We start from the raw sequence: 16,969 nt of genomic DNA, 5'->3' as shown, positions 1-16,969 counted from the left end.
ATTTATGTTATTTTTAATATAAAGGCAAATTTGTTGATGGATTTTTGATGAAGTAATTTATTCATTACTCTTTTTTGAAAATGTTTAAAATAAACGGGATAATATTTAGTAATAGTGAGATAGGATTTGGTATATAATGTTACATCCTGTTTTATAAATTTAACATTCAAAGAAAGTGGATTGTTAACCCAATCTTTATATTCGTTTAAAATCAAACGCTCATGATGAATCTCTACCGGCAAGCTGCAAGGCGCAACGCATTAATTTTATTAACGGCGGTGTTTAATTTTATGCTGATCTGCACTGCATCGGCGCAACAAAGCAAACAAAACTGGCATTATGGGTTATCCGTTGATCCGGCGGCGAAAATTGCCCACATCAGCTTGGATCTTAGCGGAAAACTGCCAGATACAGTTGTGTTTAAAATGCCAACATGGACAACCGGTTATTATCAATATATGAACTTTGGTAAAAGTGTGTCAGCATTTGGCGCAACGGACGAAAGTGGCAAATCCATTGATTTTAAACAAACTGATCAAAACACATGGAAGGTGGGTGTTCCCAAAAACAAGGCATTAAAGCTTAAATACGACATAGCGGCCATCCGCAATTTTGTTGGAGGGAACTACCTCGACACAGCCCATGCCTATTTCTCACCGGCAGGTTTATTTATGTACCAGGATAAAAATATTTTGCAGCCTGTTACGGTAACTATTCAACAGTACCCGGGATGGACGCGCATTGCCACAGGGCTGGACATTGTTGGACAGGATTCAACAACTTTCCAGGCGCCTGATTTTGACGTATTGTATGACAGCCCGATTCTGATGGGTAAACTTGAAAAACTGCCCGGTTTTAAGGTGAACGGCATTCAGCACGATTTTATCGGCTATAAAATGATGATCGATGATAAGCAACGGTTTATGGACGATATGAAGAAGATCGTTGAAACGGGTTCCGGCATCATCGGCGAGATTCCTTATAAACATTATACCTTTTTAGGACTTGGCGCTGGTGGTGGTGGCATCGAGCATTTAAATTCGGCATCGGTAGCATTTACCGGTAATGGATTGGACAAACAGGCGGGCAGGATGAAACTCTACAGCTTCCTGGCGCATGAATATTTTCACACGTATAACGTAAAGCGGATCCGTCCCATAGAACTTGGTCCGTTTGACTATGAGAAGGGGAACAAAACTGAAATGCTTTGGGTGTCTGAGGGCTTCACGGTTTACTATGAATATATCATTATAAATAGGGGCGGGCTTACCAACGGCGAAGAAATGCTTGGCCAGCTGCGCGCCAATTTATTGAACTACGAAAAGAAACCAGGCCACCTGTTCCAATCAGCTACGCAGGCAAGTTTGGAAACCTGGAGCGATGGTCCTAATGGGAGAGTGGCAGATGAGTTTAATAAAACCATTTCCTATTATGACAAAGGACCTGTTTTGGGCTTAATGCTCGACCTAAAGATCAGGCACGAAACCAAGGACAAAAAGAGCCTCGACGACGTGATGCGTAAGCTTTATTATACTTATTTTAAAAAGCTGAAACGCGGTTTTACCCCGCAGGAATTCAGACAGGCTTGCGAGGAAACAGCCGGCGTTCCGTTACCTGAGCTGTTTGAATACGCCTCTACCGTTAAGGAAATAAACTATCACCCGTATTTTGCTTATGCCGGTTTGGATATTGACGATGCCTGGAAAAAGCAGCCGGGAGCCTGGCATGGTATTACTGTCAAACCACACTCGGATTCGTTATTTGTAAGCGCGGTTGAATATGATTCGCCGGCATGGAAGAGCGGGGTAAGGGTGAAGTCAAAATTGATTACTATTGATGGACAGCCGGCTACGCAAGCCATATTGGATGCGTTAGCAATCACGAAGAAGGCCGGCGATGTCGTTGAAATGCTGATAGAGAAAAAAGGTAAACAGGAAGCCATAAAGATTACTTTGGCTACTCAGAGTGCCCGAAGCTTTGAAATTAAACCTATGCCCAACCCGGATACCTTACAAACGGCCATTTATAAGGGGATTTTTGAAGGCGGAAAATAGCTGTAGAATAAATTAAAGTAAAAACGACCAACCTGCAATATGCGGGTTGGTCGTTTTTACTTTAAGGATATTGCTATATCGTGGCAAATACAGTTAAAAAAACGAAATATCGTAACTTGTTTAATTGTTATTTTAAATTAATTAATTGATTATCAATAATTTAATATTTTGGTAGCATTATTGTCTTTCTCAATCGTCATCACAGTAAAACAACTAAAACTATTTTGTTATGGAAAACATCATTTATATTTTTACCAGGGCAGTGTTGATAATCTGCATATTGGTTATTGCTTACATAATCGCTATTCCGGAAAAGAGTGCGGTTGATGATTGGGACATTTAAGTAACCTAGGCAATCACAACCGTATTTTTAATTATTCTTACTAAACAAATGCGCGTTTTTGCTTATTTTGTTGACGATTAAAAATAGTGCGAATTCTACCTTACAAATACCCTATGTCACTACCTGTAAATACACCGGGCAAACACTTATCTATACTGAAGTATTTATTCATTGTTATGCTAGGCTGTGTGGCCGGCAAAGGATTTTCTCAGATAAAAGCTGACAGCATCACTGTAGCTATTGAACCGGAGTATGACAAAGTTTCCGGGGTGCATCGCTTTCTTTTGGGTGAAGATTATCGGAAGCTATGGGCCACACCTGTTAAAATGAAGGTATTTCACTTATCGCAGGAGAAGGGCGGGCTGAAGATTCTGCAAACCGGGGGTGGGATGCAAACAAAATCACTGCGACTTCAGGATTCCAGCGGCCAGGAATGGGTGCTGCGCACCATCCAAAAATATCCCGAGAAAATTTTACCGCCTAACCTAAGGGCAACAATTGCGAAAGATATCGTGCAGGACCAGATCTCGGCTGAACACCCTTACGCGTCATTAACGGTGCCGCCAATGGCAGAGGCATTGGGTGTGCCGCACGCGCATCCGCAAATAGTTTACGTGCCGGACGATCCTGCATTGGGAAAATACCGGGCAGATTTTGCCAACCAGGTTTTTTTATTTGAGGAACGGGAACCTTTAAACGTTGAAAAAACGGATAATGTAGGTAAAGTTCAGGGCAAGCTACAAGAGGATGGAGATAACAGGGTTGATCAGAAATTAGTTTTAAGAGCGCGTTTGCTTGATTTTTTGCTTGGGGATTGGGATAGGCACGAAGACCAATGGCGTTTTGAAAGGATAAAGGATAGCATCGGCATAAACTACGTTCCGGTACCCCGCGATCGTGACCAGGTTTATAACAATTCGTACGGCGTATTTCCGTGGTTAACGTCAAGGCATATATTTATGGCCAAGTTTCAAAACTATGGCGATCATATCCGCTCCATTAACCGATGGAATTTGAACGCCCGTAATTTCGACAGGTATTTCTTAAATAGCCTTAATCAACAAGATTGGGAAACCCAGATAACTTATGTGCAAACCCACTTAACTGACAAAGTAATAAGGGACGCAGTTAGGATGATGCCGCCTGATATTTACAAACAAAGCGGCGCTGAGATAACAGGTAAACTAATTGCGCGCCGGAATATCCTAAGAGAACAGGCACTAAAATACTATCGCTTTATAGCTGCAACAGTTGAAATTCCCGCGTCCGAAAGCCGCGAACGTTTTGATATTACCAACCAGGCGGATGGCAAGGTTGCTGTTTCAATAAGCAAGGTTAAAAAGAGCGGCAAGGTTGAAAGGATAACTTATCAGCGCGAATTTGACCCGGCTGTAACTGATGAGATCCGGCTTTATGGCATTGGCGGTAAGGACGTATTTGCGGTGCACGGCGATAATCACTCGCCTATAACTGTGCGGATGATAGGTGGTAAGGATGAAGATACTTTTTTGGTGGACAGCACCATCACGGGTAAGGGAAACCGGTATGTTTATGATCGGTCAGACAAAAAGAACGACTTTCCTAAAACCTCACAAGCGCATTTGCGGGTTTCTACCGACACCTCCGTTAATAGCTACCATCCCTTAGGGTACAAGTACAATTTTCTTCAGCCCTTAATATTAGGTAGTTATAATAGCGATTATGGCTTCCAGTTGATAACCGACTTTATTTACCAGAAACAGGGCTTTAGGAAGGATCCATATGCATTCAGGCAGAGCCTGGTGGTTAATTACGGTTTTGGTGCAAATTCCTTATTGCTTAATTATACCGGCGAGTTTAAACAAACGTTTGGTAAAAGCGACCTGGTTATAAATGTATTATCAAAGGGGCCTAATTATCAGAGTTATTTTTTCGGTCTGGGCAACGAAACGCAATACGTAAATAAAGGTGATAAGGAAAGGAAGTATTATCGCAACGTTTACGATTTTTTGAATGCGGATGTGCGGGTAAAACACGTGTACGGAAAATGGACGGTTAGCGGCGGTGTTATTGCTCAATATTACAATAGTGATGAACAAGATAACCATAATCGCTTTTTAGATGACTATAACGCACTTAATCAAAATCAAAAGGTATTTGATATACAAGCAAATGCTGGCCTGGTTGCAGGCCTGGTTTTTGATACCCGTGACAAAGGTATTATTCCACACAATGGCATTTTGTGGAATGTAAATGCTACCGGCTTAAAAAGTCTTAATTCTAATTCACATACCTACGGTCAAATAACATCCGATTTCAGCTTTTTTTTAACGCCGTCTACTGACTCATTATTTGTTGTCGCCAATCGGGTTGGCGGAGGTACAACCATAGGCAATGCTGCTTTTTATCAACAATTACAGCTTGGCGGCATTCAAAATCTAAGAGGTTTTTACAGTGGCAGATTTACCGGTAAAAGTATGGCGTATGACAATTTGGAAGTGAGGATCAAGTTGTTCGATTATGCCTCTTATATAGTTCCGGGTACTTTGGGCCTTGTAGGCTTTAATGATGTTGGCAGGGTTTGGGTTCCGGGTGAATCATCAAGCCAGTGGCATGATGGTTACGGCGGCGGCCTTTACTGGATCCCGGCGCAACTGATATTGGTACAGGGCGTAGTAGGCTTTTCAAAAGACGGTGCATATCCTTATATCTCAGCAGGGTTTAGATTTTAGGATATCTGCAATTTTGGGCAGCGCCACAGCATTCCGGGAGTAAACTGATGTTTTTTACAATCAGCTTTGATTCTCTATTGTAACGAGATTCAATTGTTTATAAAATTCGCTGTAGTTAAATATTTTTTCAACCGGTTTATCCTGGTTATGCAATACAGCAACCCGAAGCGCCTTTAACCCTGACACCCCTTGCAGATCCTCAACTTCAAATTCTTCAATTTTAGGAGCAAGAATTCCTTCATCCTGCAGCAGGTTGATATATTTCATATAATCAAGCTCTTCTTCCAGCTTTGAAAAAATAATTGTAATCTTATTTTGCTGAGTTATCCGCTCTTTAGTGCCCTTGATAAACGCTTTATCGATACGCTTTTTGATGACCTCGTAGCGGATATTATAAGCGCCATCGATATCAAAGTGCTTCTCATCCATCCGGAAGCGAATTGATATGGGTGCGCTGAATATTAATATTAAAGATGTAACGCCTAACGGATATGGAAGTGTTTTTTTAAGATGATGCTGATCCATGGCCATTTCGCAAAGTACCAAAAGTTGCCAAAAGCGCAGGTGTTCAAGCTGCGCGAAGTCAAACGGCTGGTGGGGGCTTATCGAAGCACCAACATAGAGGTTATGTTCAACCCCATCAGTTTTAAAGCGTTCAAAATAGTGTGGAAAATATCCCTGGGCCTCAGTTTGCCTGTTATCCAATATGCTGATCAGCCTTTCATTAATAGACGTTAATGTGGCCTCATACTTGCGGCGATTGGCATAAAAACCCCCGGCCGTCTTGTCTGTATGTTTAAAATAATCCTTGATCTGTTTTGAGATCTCCTTGCCGAATTTTTTATTTTCCGTTAATAAAGGATGGATATTTAATTCAAGATAGTTTTGAACATGCTGCTCGGTATCTGCCTTTACGCCGGTCACCAAATCGTCAATAAAAGCTTTTAGATCGAGTAATTTCTGCTCGGTATTCACAATAACTTCAGACTGTTGCATTTGTTCCAGCAGTATGACCAGTTTTTCCAACTGGTAGTTTAAGTCGTTAGTAACACTTAAATTCCGCGTAACTGATGAATCTTTGATGTCGATTTGTCCATATAACGGATAAACATCGTGAAAAACTATTTCCTTTGGTGTATAGTGCTTGCCGTTATGTTTACCCTGGATATATTTAAGTGCCTCTTCCCTGAATCTCCAGTTTACACTGGGATGTAGCTTGGTGTAATTTTTCTGTATTACGGCCTGGATCTGGGTTTGCAGATCAGTTACCTTGCGATAAATGGTATCCACAATAAAAGGCATTACGATCTCCAATTTTTTAGCATTAACACTGTTGAGATCACGGGTTCTCTTCGACACCAGCTCTAAAATACCCAGCAGTGTGCCATTTTTAACAACAGGCGCCAAAATAAAGCTTCGAATGTTTTGCGCCGCAAAATGTTTTGAAAGCTTACTATCCGGGTGTTGTGCCGCAAACTCCGGCAGATCGGTAACAGCAATTGGCGTATGCTTTTTTATCAGGTTTTGATAAGAATCGGCCCTGAGCATTTGTTGACAATCTCCTTCGGCCCTGCCTTCAAGCATGTAACTTTTTACCGATTGCCCGGAGGATGTGCCGGTAAACCTGTCGTTTTCTTTGTCGAAAGATGTAAAGCCGATGTGGAGGTCGGGGATTTTGAATATAGACCTGAAGATCGCTTCGAGGTTTTCCTGCAATTCAGTCGATTCAACATTGCCCAATAAATTACCTTTCAGGCTCGATACAGCGTTCTCAACGGTGGCGTCAAATAACGTCATTATACCAAAGCCCTTCAGAATCCAGCTGTTTGGCGGAAATTTTTCCTTCCACAGTGCAAGGTCGTCATAGTTGTCCATTAAAAGATCAATATCCTCCTTGGTCAGCATCTTGGATTTTTCTGTAGGGATAATCTCCAAAAAATCAGCGTTATATAAGATCCGGTAATGCTTAACGATACCGTCGGCCGTAGGTATATCATAAAATAATGGTTTACCCGAGTCTAAGCGTGTGCCATAAAATGCATTAAGTATAATACAGCAGCTCATTACATAAAACTGGTGTTCATCAAAATCTCGGATATTAAAATCGAATGATTTACCGGCGGCGTTAAGAATCTCTTTGAATCGTTCGGTATAATTAAATGTTAGCCCAAGGTATGGGATGCTCACCGCTTTTATCTCGTTTTTGGAAAGAATAGCAGGAAACAGCTCACTCAATAAATGAGAGATCCTGGTCTCATTGTCGGCTATCTGGTTAAGGCCCTCAATACCATCCCTTAGCTCGGGATGCGGTTGTATTTCTGCCAGGAGCGCCTTGGCTCTTCTGGCGCCTATGCCTGTTTCATTTGACGCAGTTTCTTCCAACCGCTCAATTATCTTATGAAACGAGAGTTTGATCTGGAATGGATTATCTGAAAACTGCGGAAACAACATAAATTGTTAATGTTTTAACTATGCAAATTTACCAAAATTTGACTTATAAGTAATTACGTAATATTGACTAAACTTAGATGAAGCTATAAGTAAATTAAATTAACCCTACCTAATATAAGTGTTCTTATAAAGAAGGACGATTGAAACCTGGAAATATTTTAAAAACACACATGACTGTTTAATTTAACCCCAACTACAACACCTTGGTTTTATTTTTTTATGAACATAAGCGAAACTGCCGAACCTGCTCCAAGTACTGCACCGGCAGCAACATCGGTAGGGTAATGTTCACCTAAATACATACGGGAATAGCTAACTGTTCCGGCCCATAAAAACGCGGGGGCAATAATGTACCACTTGGGATAAGCCATTGACAAGGCCGTTGCAGTAGCGATTGTTGATGCCGCATGGCCCGATGGAAATGATGTGCTGCCTGCCCGATACACCGGAACTATATTGATATTTTGAATAAAAGGTCTTGGGCGCTTAACCACATGTTTTATCAATAGCATCAATCCGTAAGATACTGCCGTGCTGCTGGCCACATACAAGGAGTTTTGGCGCAATGTCGCATTATGATCGATAATCCCGCCGACAAGCATTGCCGCAGGCACACCGATATCACCGTAACGGTAAGTGTTTGACATAAAGAGCATAAAGTCAGTCTTCTCCGGCGTTCGTGTATTTTGGAGGTCTATCATCACTCTGTCGTCAAATTTTTGTAGTGGCGATTGAGCAGCAGCATTGTTTAAACAAAGCAGGGTTATTAACAGTTGTATGAATATTGTCAGTATAATGTTTTTATAAAAAAATATACACATGAATAGGGGGCTTGGAGCGTTTTTGCAGATTGAATGTTTATTTTTACAGATGTTAAGCAAGTTACCACTATTTAAATCAACCGCAAATAAATGCTAATTTGCCCGTCAAACTATCTGTCACTATGAATTATCAGCAATTACTTGAACAGGCTCAGGATTACGTGCTCAATTTTTATAAAACGCACGATACCAGTAAGCTATTATACCATAACTTAAATCATACCCAGGATGTAGTTGCTGCAGCAATACAAATTGCTAATCATTACCAGCTTAGCGATGACGATTTCTTTATCGTTTTGGGCGCTGTTTGGTTTCACGACCTTGGGTATATGGTTGATGTGGCAAATCATGAGGAAAAGGGCGCTGATTTGGCGGTAGCATTTTTCGGCGAGAGGGGAGTTGACAAAAAGCATATCGATTTGATGGTAAATTGTATCCTGGCAACCAAAATGCCGCAATCGCCAAAAACATTATTGGAAGAAATTGTTTGCGATGCGGATGTATTCCATTTAGGTACTGATGACTTTAAGGAAAAGGATAAGCTGTTGTTGAAGGAGATAAACCTTTTGTATGATGCTAATCTTAGCAAGCAGCAGTGGCGCGAAAAATCGATAAAGTTTTTGGAAGGGCAAAGCTTTCATACCGACTATTGCAAGTTATTGTTGAATGATACCAAGGAGAAAAACCTGGAAAAGCTAAAGAATAAATGGGAGGAAGAGGAAGCTGATCAACAGAAAAAAGTAGAGAAAGACCAGGAAAAAGCTGCGAAGAAATTGCATAAGGAAGAGAAATTGCAATTTGACGCAACAATTATAACTGAAAAGGAACCCAGCCTGGCTCCGGTGTCTGACTCTGATGATAAAAAGAAAAAGATAAAAGAAAAGGACAAACCTGAAAAGGGAATAGAAACCATGTTCAGGATCAGTTCAAGCAATCACCAGCGCTTAAGTGATATGGCCGACAATAAGGCGCATATAATGATTACCGTTAATTCCATTATTTTATCTGCAGTGCTTAGCTTACTGCTGCGGAGGTTAAGCGAGTACGGCTACCTGGTGATCCCTACATTTATCTTGCTCACGGTTAGCCTGCTGGCTATGACGTTTTCTATACTGTCCACAAGGCCCTCAATCCCCGCAGGTAATTTTACACGGGAGGATGTAAACAATAGAAGAGTTAATCTGCTGTTTTTTGGTAACTTTTATAAGGCTACTCTGGATGAATATAACTATGGGATGCAAAAAATGATGATCGATAAGGATTTTTTGTATGGTAGCCTGATAAGGGACGTATACGCCCAGGGCGTTGTTTTAGGGCGAAAATACAGGCTACTGCGTATAGCGTATAATATATTTATGTTCGGCCTAATAGTGTCCGTTATCGCGTTTATTATAGCGGCGGCGTTTTATGGTAAGGTTCCAACTACAATTCCTGCTAGATAAATGGGACAAGGTCGTTTTTTTAACCGTGACTTAAGCTGGCTCTCTTTTAACGAACGTGTAATGGACGAGGCTTCCAACGAGAACGTCCCGCTTCTGGAGCGGATAAAATTTCTGAGTATTTTCTCATCAAACCTGGACGAGTTTTATCGGGTGAGAATGCCTGTATTACGCGCCTTGAAAAAAATTGGAGAAAAAGACGGTAATAACATAGATGCTGACGAACAGGAGAACGTCCTGAAAAAGGCCATTGATTTGATTAATGCCCATCAGGAAAAGTTTGGGGCGATATTGCGCGGTCGGTTAATTCCATTACTAAAGGATATTAATGTTCATCTCTTGTATAACGAGCCATTCCCTGATGCGGTGAAAAACGCGGCCCGGGAATATTTTTTATCGGAGGTGTTGGCGTTTTTACAGCCCGTTGTTTTGGATGAGGGTAATAAATTCTTCCCGGAAAACAACAAATTGTACTTTGTCGTGAATTTGGTTAGGTCCGGTGGGTCTGCAAAAATAGTAATGCTCAATATTCCGTCTGATGAGCTTCCCCGTTTTTTTACGATTAAGGTTGATAATACAACATATATTGCATTTTTAGATGATATCATAAGAAACAACCTCGATAAAGTATTTAAGGATTGTGAGATCCATGGCTGTTACAGCATCAAAATAACCCGCGATGCGGAACTTGATCTGCAGGATGAATATCCCGGCGATCTTTCTGAGGAGATTGAAAAACAGCTAAAGAAGAGAGATGCTGGCCTGGCAACCCGTTTTTTGTATCAATCGGGTATTCCTTTGCGCATTATGCAAATGGCAACCCGGCAACTCGATCTGCAAAATGCCAATGCGACAGCAGGGGGTGTTTATCATAACCTGAAGGATTTTTTCTCATTACCTGTAAAGACTCCGGGAACCGCTTACCAGGACTGGCCCGCTGTTAACCCTGAGGGGGTAGAAGAAACTACAACCATAGCATCCTTGATAGCCGATAGGGACATGATTATTCATACGCCGTATCAAAGCTATCACCCGGTATTGCGCTTCTTTAACGAGGCCGCGATCAATCCGGACGTTAAAGAGATTTATATTACGTTATACCGTGTCGCAAGCAATTCACTGATTGTAAACGCGCTGATAAGCGCGGCAAAGAGCGGCAAGGACGTAACCGTAATGGTTGAGTTGAAGGCCCGCTTTGATGAAGCCAACAACCTGAAGTGGGCCAAAAAAATGAAGGCGGCTGGTGTTAAAATTGTTTATAGCATTACCGCCCTTAAAGTCCACGCAAAAATAGCTATTGTAAAAACTCAGAAGAACAATCGCATGGTTTATACGGGCTTGCTGGCTACAGGGAATTTCAACGAATCAACAGCCAAGTTTTATACTGACCATATTCTTTTTACCTCCAACAACGATCTGCTGCGCGAAATGGAATTGGTGTTTATGTTTTTAAGCAAACGGGAAAAGCCGGCAGAAGAAAAACAAATTCAGTTTAAACACTTGTTAGTTGCTCAATTTAACCTGCAAAGGCGGTTTATTGAGCTGATTGACCGTGAAATAGCATTTGCCAGGGCAGGTAAACCTGCAAGCATCACAATAAAGGTAAATAACCTTGAAGAACAGGTGCTTATCAATAAGCTGTATGAGGCATCGCAGGCCGGCGTTAAAATCTCAATGATTGTACGAAGCATTTGTTGCCTGGTACCGGGCGTTGCCGGTCTCAGCGAAAATATTACCATAATCCGCGTTGTTGACCGCTACCTGGAGCACGGCCGGATCTTCATATTCAACAATAATGGAAATAGGGAAGTATTTCTTGGTTCGGCCGATTGGATGAACCGCAATATTTACCACAGAATTGAAGTTTGCTTTCCGATATATGATGAGACTGTAAAAGACGAGATCATTAAAATTATAGACTTGCTATTGCATGACAATGTACAAGCAGTGACATTAGATCGGGATGCCCGTAATGTACCAGTTGCCGCCGGCAAACCTGCGGTACAAGCCCAACGGGAAATCTATAGCCTGCTATCGGGGAGATGAAATATTAACCAGGTTAATTACCGGTATTAGTAAGTCATAGAGAGTTGTTTTTTCAAACGCCGTCGGCGACGTGTTTCCACAGCGCGTACTCAATCAATAATCCTATCGGAATTGATTCCTAACAGGTATTTCCGATTGTTATTTTACCCATTTATTCTTTTCTAAAAAAAATATTTTTTGCAGTTAACGAAAACGGCTGCATTGGTTTTTACGTAAATAATTAAAGGTAATTAGTTTATTGATAGGCTTTTAACTTAAGGTAAATTACTATCAAATAGGTTTTAAAAATTTCCACTTGCTCAATATTTTTCTTAGTAGTAGAAAGAAATGATAAATAAAAAAAATCATATGAATACGCGATTTTTTATAAACTATGGAAGCTGAATTTTGCTGCAAGAAAAAGATGGGAAAAAACTCCCCGATAAATGGTTTTATTGCCACTATTGACGCTGAAGTTTTCTTAATGAAATTGTAGTTAAAAAGTTGAATCATTGAAATATATATTAAAAAGGCGCATAACAGCAGGATGTTGCATTATGGTACGATTTTAGTAAATAAATTACATAGGCTACCCTAATCGTCTTTAATTACTTAGTGTTGTGTGTTTTATAGTTCCGGTTATACTGGATTTTTTTGAACTATTGATAAATTATTATGAATTCTAGATTTAGGTACCTCTATTTGCTTATTGCGTTTATTGGATTAGGATTGCTTGGTTACGTGGCATTTGAAACATATCCATACATTAATTTTGGACATGTGCTGCTAATTACTTCCGGCGACATGGTGTTTTTTTTCCTCGCTTATAAAACCTACCCAGTATAAAATCCACACTTCCTGCTAAATCATAAGTTATTGAGAAGCAGGTAGCTTATAATTTTGGTAATATTTATTAACAACCTTATCATTTTAACGTTGGTGCTTAATTAGTGCGTCACTAATACCCCGATATTTTTCAACCGTGCTCGTTTTTAGAGTAGTCAAGTCCTCATTAACGTCAAATAATGTTAATTTTAACAAATTTTAACATTTATACCTCACATTTTACTGGCAAAAAATTGATCATCTGTTTAAGTTTGCCTACCAAAAAATAATAATAGTTTAATGGAAGAAATAAATAGTAATACCGGGCATTCTTCGCCTGATGCCTTGGTGGGAAGTGCGTCTTATTCAACTGACATACGTGCGCTGAACGAGATGATCCAACGGGAGAGCGCTTTTATCGACATCCTTAAAATGGAAATGGATAAAGTGATTGTGGGACAGAAAAATATGGTTGACCGTTTGCTGATAGGTTTGCTAGCTGATGGCCATATCCTGCTGGAAGGCGTACCCGGACTTGCGAAAACATTGGCGATTAATACGCTGTCGAAATGTATCCAGGCTGATTTTAGCCGTATCCAGTTTACACCGGATTTGCTACCTGCCGATTTACTGGGTACCATGATCTACAACCAAAAAAAGGAAGAGTTTATAGTAAGGAAAGGGCCTTTATTCAGTAACTTTATTTTAGCTGATGAGATAAACCGTGCACCGGCAAAGGTGCAGAGCGCTTTACTTGAAGCCATGCAGGAACGCCAGGTTACCATTGGCGATAACACTTTCCCGCTGCCTACACCGTTTTTGGTGCTTGCCACCCAAAACCCTATAGAACAGGAAGGAACCTATCCATTACCGGAAGCACAGGTTGACCGTTTCATGCTGAAGGTTGTTATAGGCTATCCGAACAAGGAGGACGAGAAAAGAATAGTACGTTCAAATATATCTCCGCAGGGGATGTTGAAGCCAAATCCTGTTATCCGCCCTGATGATATCATCAAGGCACGTAAGGTGGTGCGCGAAGTGTATATGGATGAAAAGATTGAGCAATACATCATCGATATTGTTTTTGCAACCCGTTACCCAGAGCAGTACAAACTTGCCAATTACAAAAACCTCATCAGTTTTGGCGGCTCGCCGAGGGCAAGCATCAACCTTGCATTAGCGTCAAAGGCGTATGCCTTTATCAAGCGCAGGGGATATGTAATTCCGGAAGATGTTCGCGCCGTTTGCCACGATGTGTTAAGGCACAGGATAGGTTTAACCTATGAAGCTGAAGCCGAGAACATGACAACGGAGGATATTATCACGGGGATCTTAAACGCAGTAGAAGTACCATAGAAAGATTTGAGATGTGAGATTTGAGATGTGAGACAGATTTACTGTCACTTTTAATCTCAAATCTCAAATCTCATTTCTCACATCTAAAAAAATGGCGAGAGACACTAAAGAACTGCTTAAAAAAGTAAGAAAGATCGAGATTAAAACCCGCGGGCTGAGCAATCATCTCTTTTCGGGCGAATATCACTCTGCTTTTAAAGGGCGGGGTATGGCCTTTAGCGAAGTACGCGAGTACCAAATTGGTGACGAGATCCGCACCATCGACTGGAACGTTACCGCCCGGTTCAACCATCCTTATGTCAAGGTGTTCGACGAGGAGCGCGAGCTTACCGTAATGTTGCTGATGGATGTGAGCGGGTCGGAGAATTTTGGTACGCAAACACAACAAAAGCAGGACCTGGCGACAGAACTTTGTGCCGTGCTTGCCTTTTCGGCCATCCAGAATAATGATAAAGTTGGGGTGATTTTTTTTAGCGATAAGATCGAGAAGTTTATCCCGCCTAAAAAAGGCAGGAGCCATATTTTGATGATCATTCGCGAGTTGATAGATTTTACGCCTGAAAATAAAGGGACCAACGTTGGCGAGGCTTTGAAATATTTTACCAGCGTGATAAAAAAGAAGTGTACAGCATTTATTATGTCCGATTTTATGAGCCCGGCTTTCGAGAACGAACTAAAGATCGCTAACAAAAAGCACGATATAATTGCACTTAGATTGTATGATAAGCACGAGGAAGAATTTCCCAATCTCGGACTGATCCCGGTAAAGGACGAGGAAACCGGCATATTGACCTGGGTGAATACGGGTGATCAACGGATTCGTAATGCTTTTAGAGCAGATGCTTTGAGGAGAAATGCTGCTTTGAAGGAAACGTTCAGCAGGAGCGGGGTAGATGCAACTGATATTGGTACCCACGAATCGTACGTGAAACCTTTAATGACATTGTTTAAAAAACGGGGAAGCAAGAGGTGATGATAAATAAATGTTTTTTTAAATGCCTGCTTTTAATAGCGCTTTTAACCGGTTTTGCTTTTAATGTTAATGCGCAAATCACCGTAGTTGAGGCAAAGCTGGACCAATCAACTATCCGTATTGGCGACCAAACCAGGCTGCGGCTTATTGTTCACCAGTCGTTAACGGAAAAAGTAAACTTCCCTAAACTTGCAGATTCAATTGCCGGGAAAATACAGATAGTCAGCAGTAAACTGGATACTGTTTTGGATAAGGATGACCCCAAACGAAAAACTGTAACACTAAGTTATGTAATAACTTCATTCGACCAGGGTACTTATACCATTCCGGCTTACGAAATTGGCTCATCCGCTGGTGTTTTAAAAACCAATGAGCTTACGCTGATGGTGCAAACCGTAAAGGTTGACACGACAAAGGCCATTTATGATATCAAACAACCACTTGCTGTTTCCTATACCTTTTGGGATTGGCTGAAGGATCACTGGGTTTGGGTTGTGATTGGCTTCGTGGCTATTTTAATTATTGGCGGCATTATCTGGTATCTGAAGAAACGACCAAAAGTAGAAAAGCTGGTGAAAGAGGCTGCAAGGCCGGAGATTCCGCCGCATACCATAGCGTTAAACAAATTACAACAATTACGCGATAGAAAATTATGGCAACAGGAAGCTGTTAAGGAATACCATAGTGAATTAAGCGATATTATCCGCGAGTACCTGGAGAAGCGTTACGTAGTAAAAACACACGAAAAAACAACAGACGAGATTTTTGCCGCTTTAAAGTACATGGATATTGCAAATGAATACCGCGTTAAACTGAACCAGGTATTGATATTGGCCGATTTGGTGAAATTTGCAAAAGAAAGGCCGTTGCCGGTTGACAATGAACTGAGTATGGAAAACGCCATGGGCTTTGTTTTAAAAACACAGCAACAGGTAATTGTGCCGCAGCAGGCGGAAGGAGGTAGTGAGCGTGTTTAAAGGAATTGAATTTGCCCAGCCATGGTTTTTGTGGGCATTTATATTGGTGCCTGCAATAATTGCCTGGTATGTTTGGCGCGAGAGAAAGCTGTATGGTTATTTAAGCGTTTCGGCTGTTAAGGGATTTACCTTGCCAAAAAAGAGCATTGTTCCGATGCTGCGCCATTTGGGTATCGCTTTTCGTTGCCTGGCATTATCGGCGTTAATATTGGCACTGGCAAGGCCACAATCGTCATTAAGCTGGCAGAATAGCACAACGGAGGGGATCGATATTATTATCGCGTCCGACATCTCGGGGAGTATGCTTGCGGAAGATTTTCAGCCTAACCGCATGGAAGCCGGCAAGAATATCGCCATAGATTTTATAAAAAACCGTCCGGATGACCGCATAGGCCTGGTGATTTTCAGCGGCGAAAGCTTTACACAATGCCCACTTACTATCGATCATGAGGTATTGATAAACCTGTTTAAGGATATAAAGAACGGGATGATAGATGATGGCACAGCTATTGGAATGGGCCTTGCTACTGCGGTTAACCGGCTTAAGGAAAGCGAAGCAAAAAGCAAGGTGATTATCTTACTTACAGACGGCTCGAACAACACCGGATCAATACCGCCGATTACCGCTGCCGAAATAGCAAAGCAATTTAACATAAGGGTTTACACCGTTGGTTTAGGTACTAAAGGGTTTGCACCATACCCGGTTCAAACGCCGATGGGCATACAATACCAACGCATCCCGGTTGACGTTGACGAGGTTACGCTTGGAAAAATTGCAGATATAACAGGCGGCAAATATTTTAGGGCTACCAACAACCAAACCCTGAAAAGCATTTACGAACAAATAGATAAACTGGAAAAGGCTAAAATTGACGTTACCCAGTATCATAAAAAAACGGAGTTGTTTTTACCGCTCGCAATTGCGGCTCTTTTATTTTTATTGCTGGAGTTTGGATTAAAGAATACGGTGCTGAGGGGGGCTTTAACTTAGGAT

At 41.3% G+C, this 16,969-nt stretch carries 11 protein-coding genes; 9 read left to right on the top strand and 2 right to left on the bottom strand.

The features are described 5' to 3' along the window. Positions 1–221 precede the first annotated feature (221 nt). Positions 222–2,054 (top strand): M61 family metallopeptidase, encoded by a 1,833-nt coding sequence (locus KXD93_RS26125; protein WP_258140481.1) that lies wholly within the window; start codon positions 222–224, stop codon positions 2,052–2,054. 456 nt (positions 2,055–2,510) lie between these two features. Next, on the top strand, positions 2,511–5,108 hold the full coding sequence (locus tag KXD93_RS26120; protein ID WP_258140480.1) for a BamA/TamA family outer membrane protein: 2,598 nt from the start codon (positions 2,511–2,513) through the stop codon (positions 5,106–5,108). Positions 5,109–5,168: 60 nt separating this feature from the next. Here KXD93_RS26120 and KXD93_RS26115 read toward each other — a convergent pair whose 3' ends face one another. Then, positions 5,169–7,559 (bottom strand): GAF domain-containing protein, encoded by a 2,391-nt coding sequence (locus KXD93_RS26115; protein ID WP_258140479.1) that lies wholly within the window; start codon positions 7,557–7,559, stop codon positions 5,169–5,171. Between the two features lie 209 nt (positions 7,560–7,768). Further along, on the bottom strand, positions 7,769–8,260 hold the full coding sequence (locus KXD93_RS26110; RefSeq protein ID WP_258140478.1) for a phosphatase PAP2 family protein: 492 nt from the start codon (positions 8,258–8,260) through the stop codon (positions 7,769–7,771). 242 nt (positions 8,261–8,502) lie between these two features. Between KXD93_RS26110 and KXD93_RS26105 the strand changes: the two genes are divergently transcribed. From KXD93_RS26105 to KXD93_RS26075, 7 genes are all read left to right on the top strand, one after another. Further along, positions 8,503–9,822: a Pycsar system effector family protein gene (locus KXD93_RS26105; RefSeq protein WP_258140477.1), complete on the top strand. Its 1,320-nt coding sequence runs from the start codon at positions 8,503–8,505 to the stop codon at positions 9,820–9,822. Then, on the top strand, positions 9,823–11,865 hold the full coding sequence (ppk1, locus tag KXD93_RS26100) for a polyphosphate kinase 1 (RefSeq protein ID WP_258140476.1): 2,043 nt from the start codon (positions 9,823–9,825) through the stop codon (positions 11,863–11,865). Between the two features lie 654 nt (positions 11,866–12,519). Next, complete coding sequence (locus KXD93_RS26095; RefSeq protein WP_258140475.1) at positions 12,520–12,690, top strand: hypothetical protein; 171 nt, start codon at positions 12,520–12,522, stop codon at positions 12,688–12,690. Positions 12,691–12,969: 279 nt separating this feature from the next. Next, the gene (locus tag KXD93_RS26090; protein ID WP_258140474.1) at positions 12,970–14,025 is read left to right on the top strand and encodes an AAA family ATPase; all 1,056 of its coding nucleotides are present in this window, start codon (positions 12,970–12,972) and stop codon (positions 14,023–14,025) included. A 91-nt stretch (positions 14,026–14,116) separates the two neighbouring features. After that, positions 14,117–14,998 (top strand): DUF58 domain-containing protein, encoded by an 882-nt coding sequence (locus tag KXD93_RS26085; protein ID WP_258140473.1) that lies wholly within the window; start codon positions 14,117–14,119, stop codon positions 14,996–14,998. Next, positions 14,998–15,975, top strand: a complete 978-nt coding sequence (locus KXD93_RS26080; RefSeq protein ID WP_258140472.1) for a BatD family protein — start codon at positions 14,998–15,000, stop codon at positions 15,973–15,975. Before KXD93_RS26085 ends, KXD93_RS26080 begins: the two co-directional genes overlap by 1 nt. Further along, positions 15,968–16,966, top strand: a complete 999-nt coding sequence (locus KXD93_RS26075) for a vWA domain-containing protein (protein WP_258140471.1) — start codon at positions 15,968–15,970, stop codon at positions 16,964–16,966. Before KXD93_RS26080 ends, KXD93_RS26075 begins: the two co-directional genes overlap by 8 nt. Positions 16,967–16,969: the final 3 nt, after the last annotated feature.

It is taken from the genome of Mucilaginibacter phenanthrenivorans, assembly GCF_024721155.1.
Classification (GTDB): domain Bacteria; phylum Bacteroidota; class Bacteroidia; order Sphingobacteriales; family Sphingobacteriaceae; genus Mucilaginibacter; species Mucilaginibacter phenanthrenivorans.
This window is presented reverse-complemented; position numbering and strand designations above follow the sequence as displayed.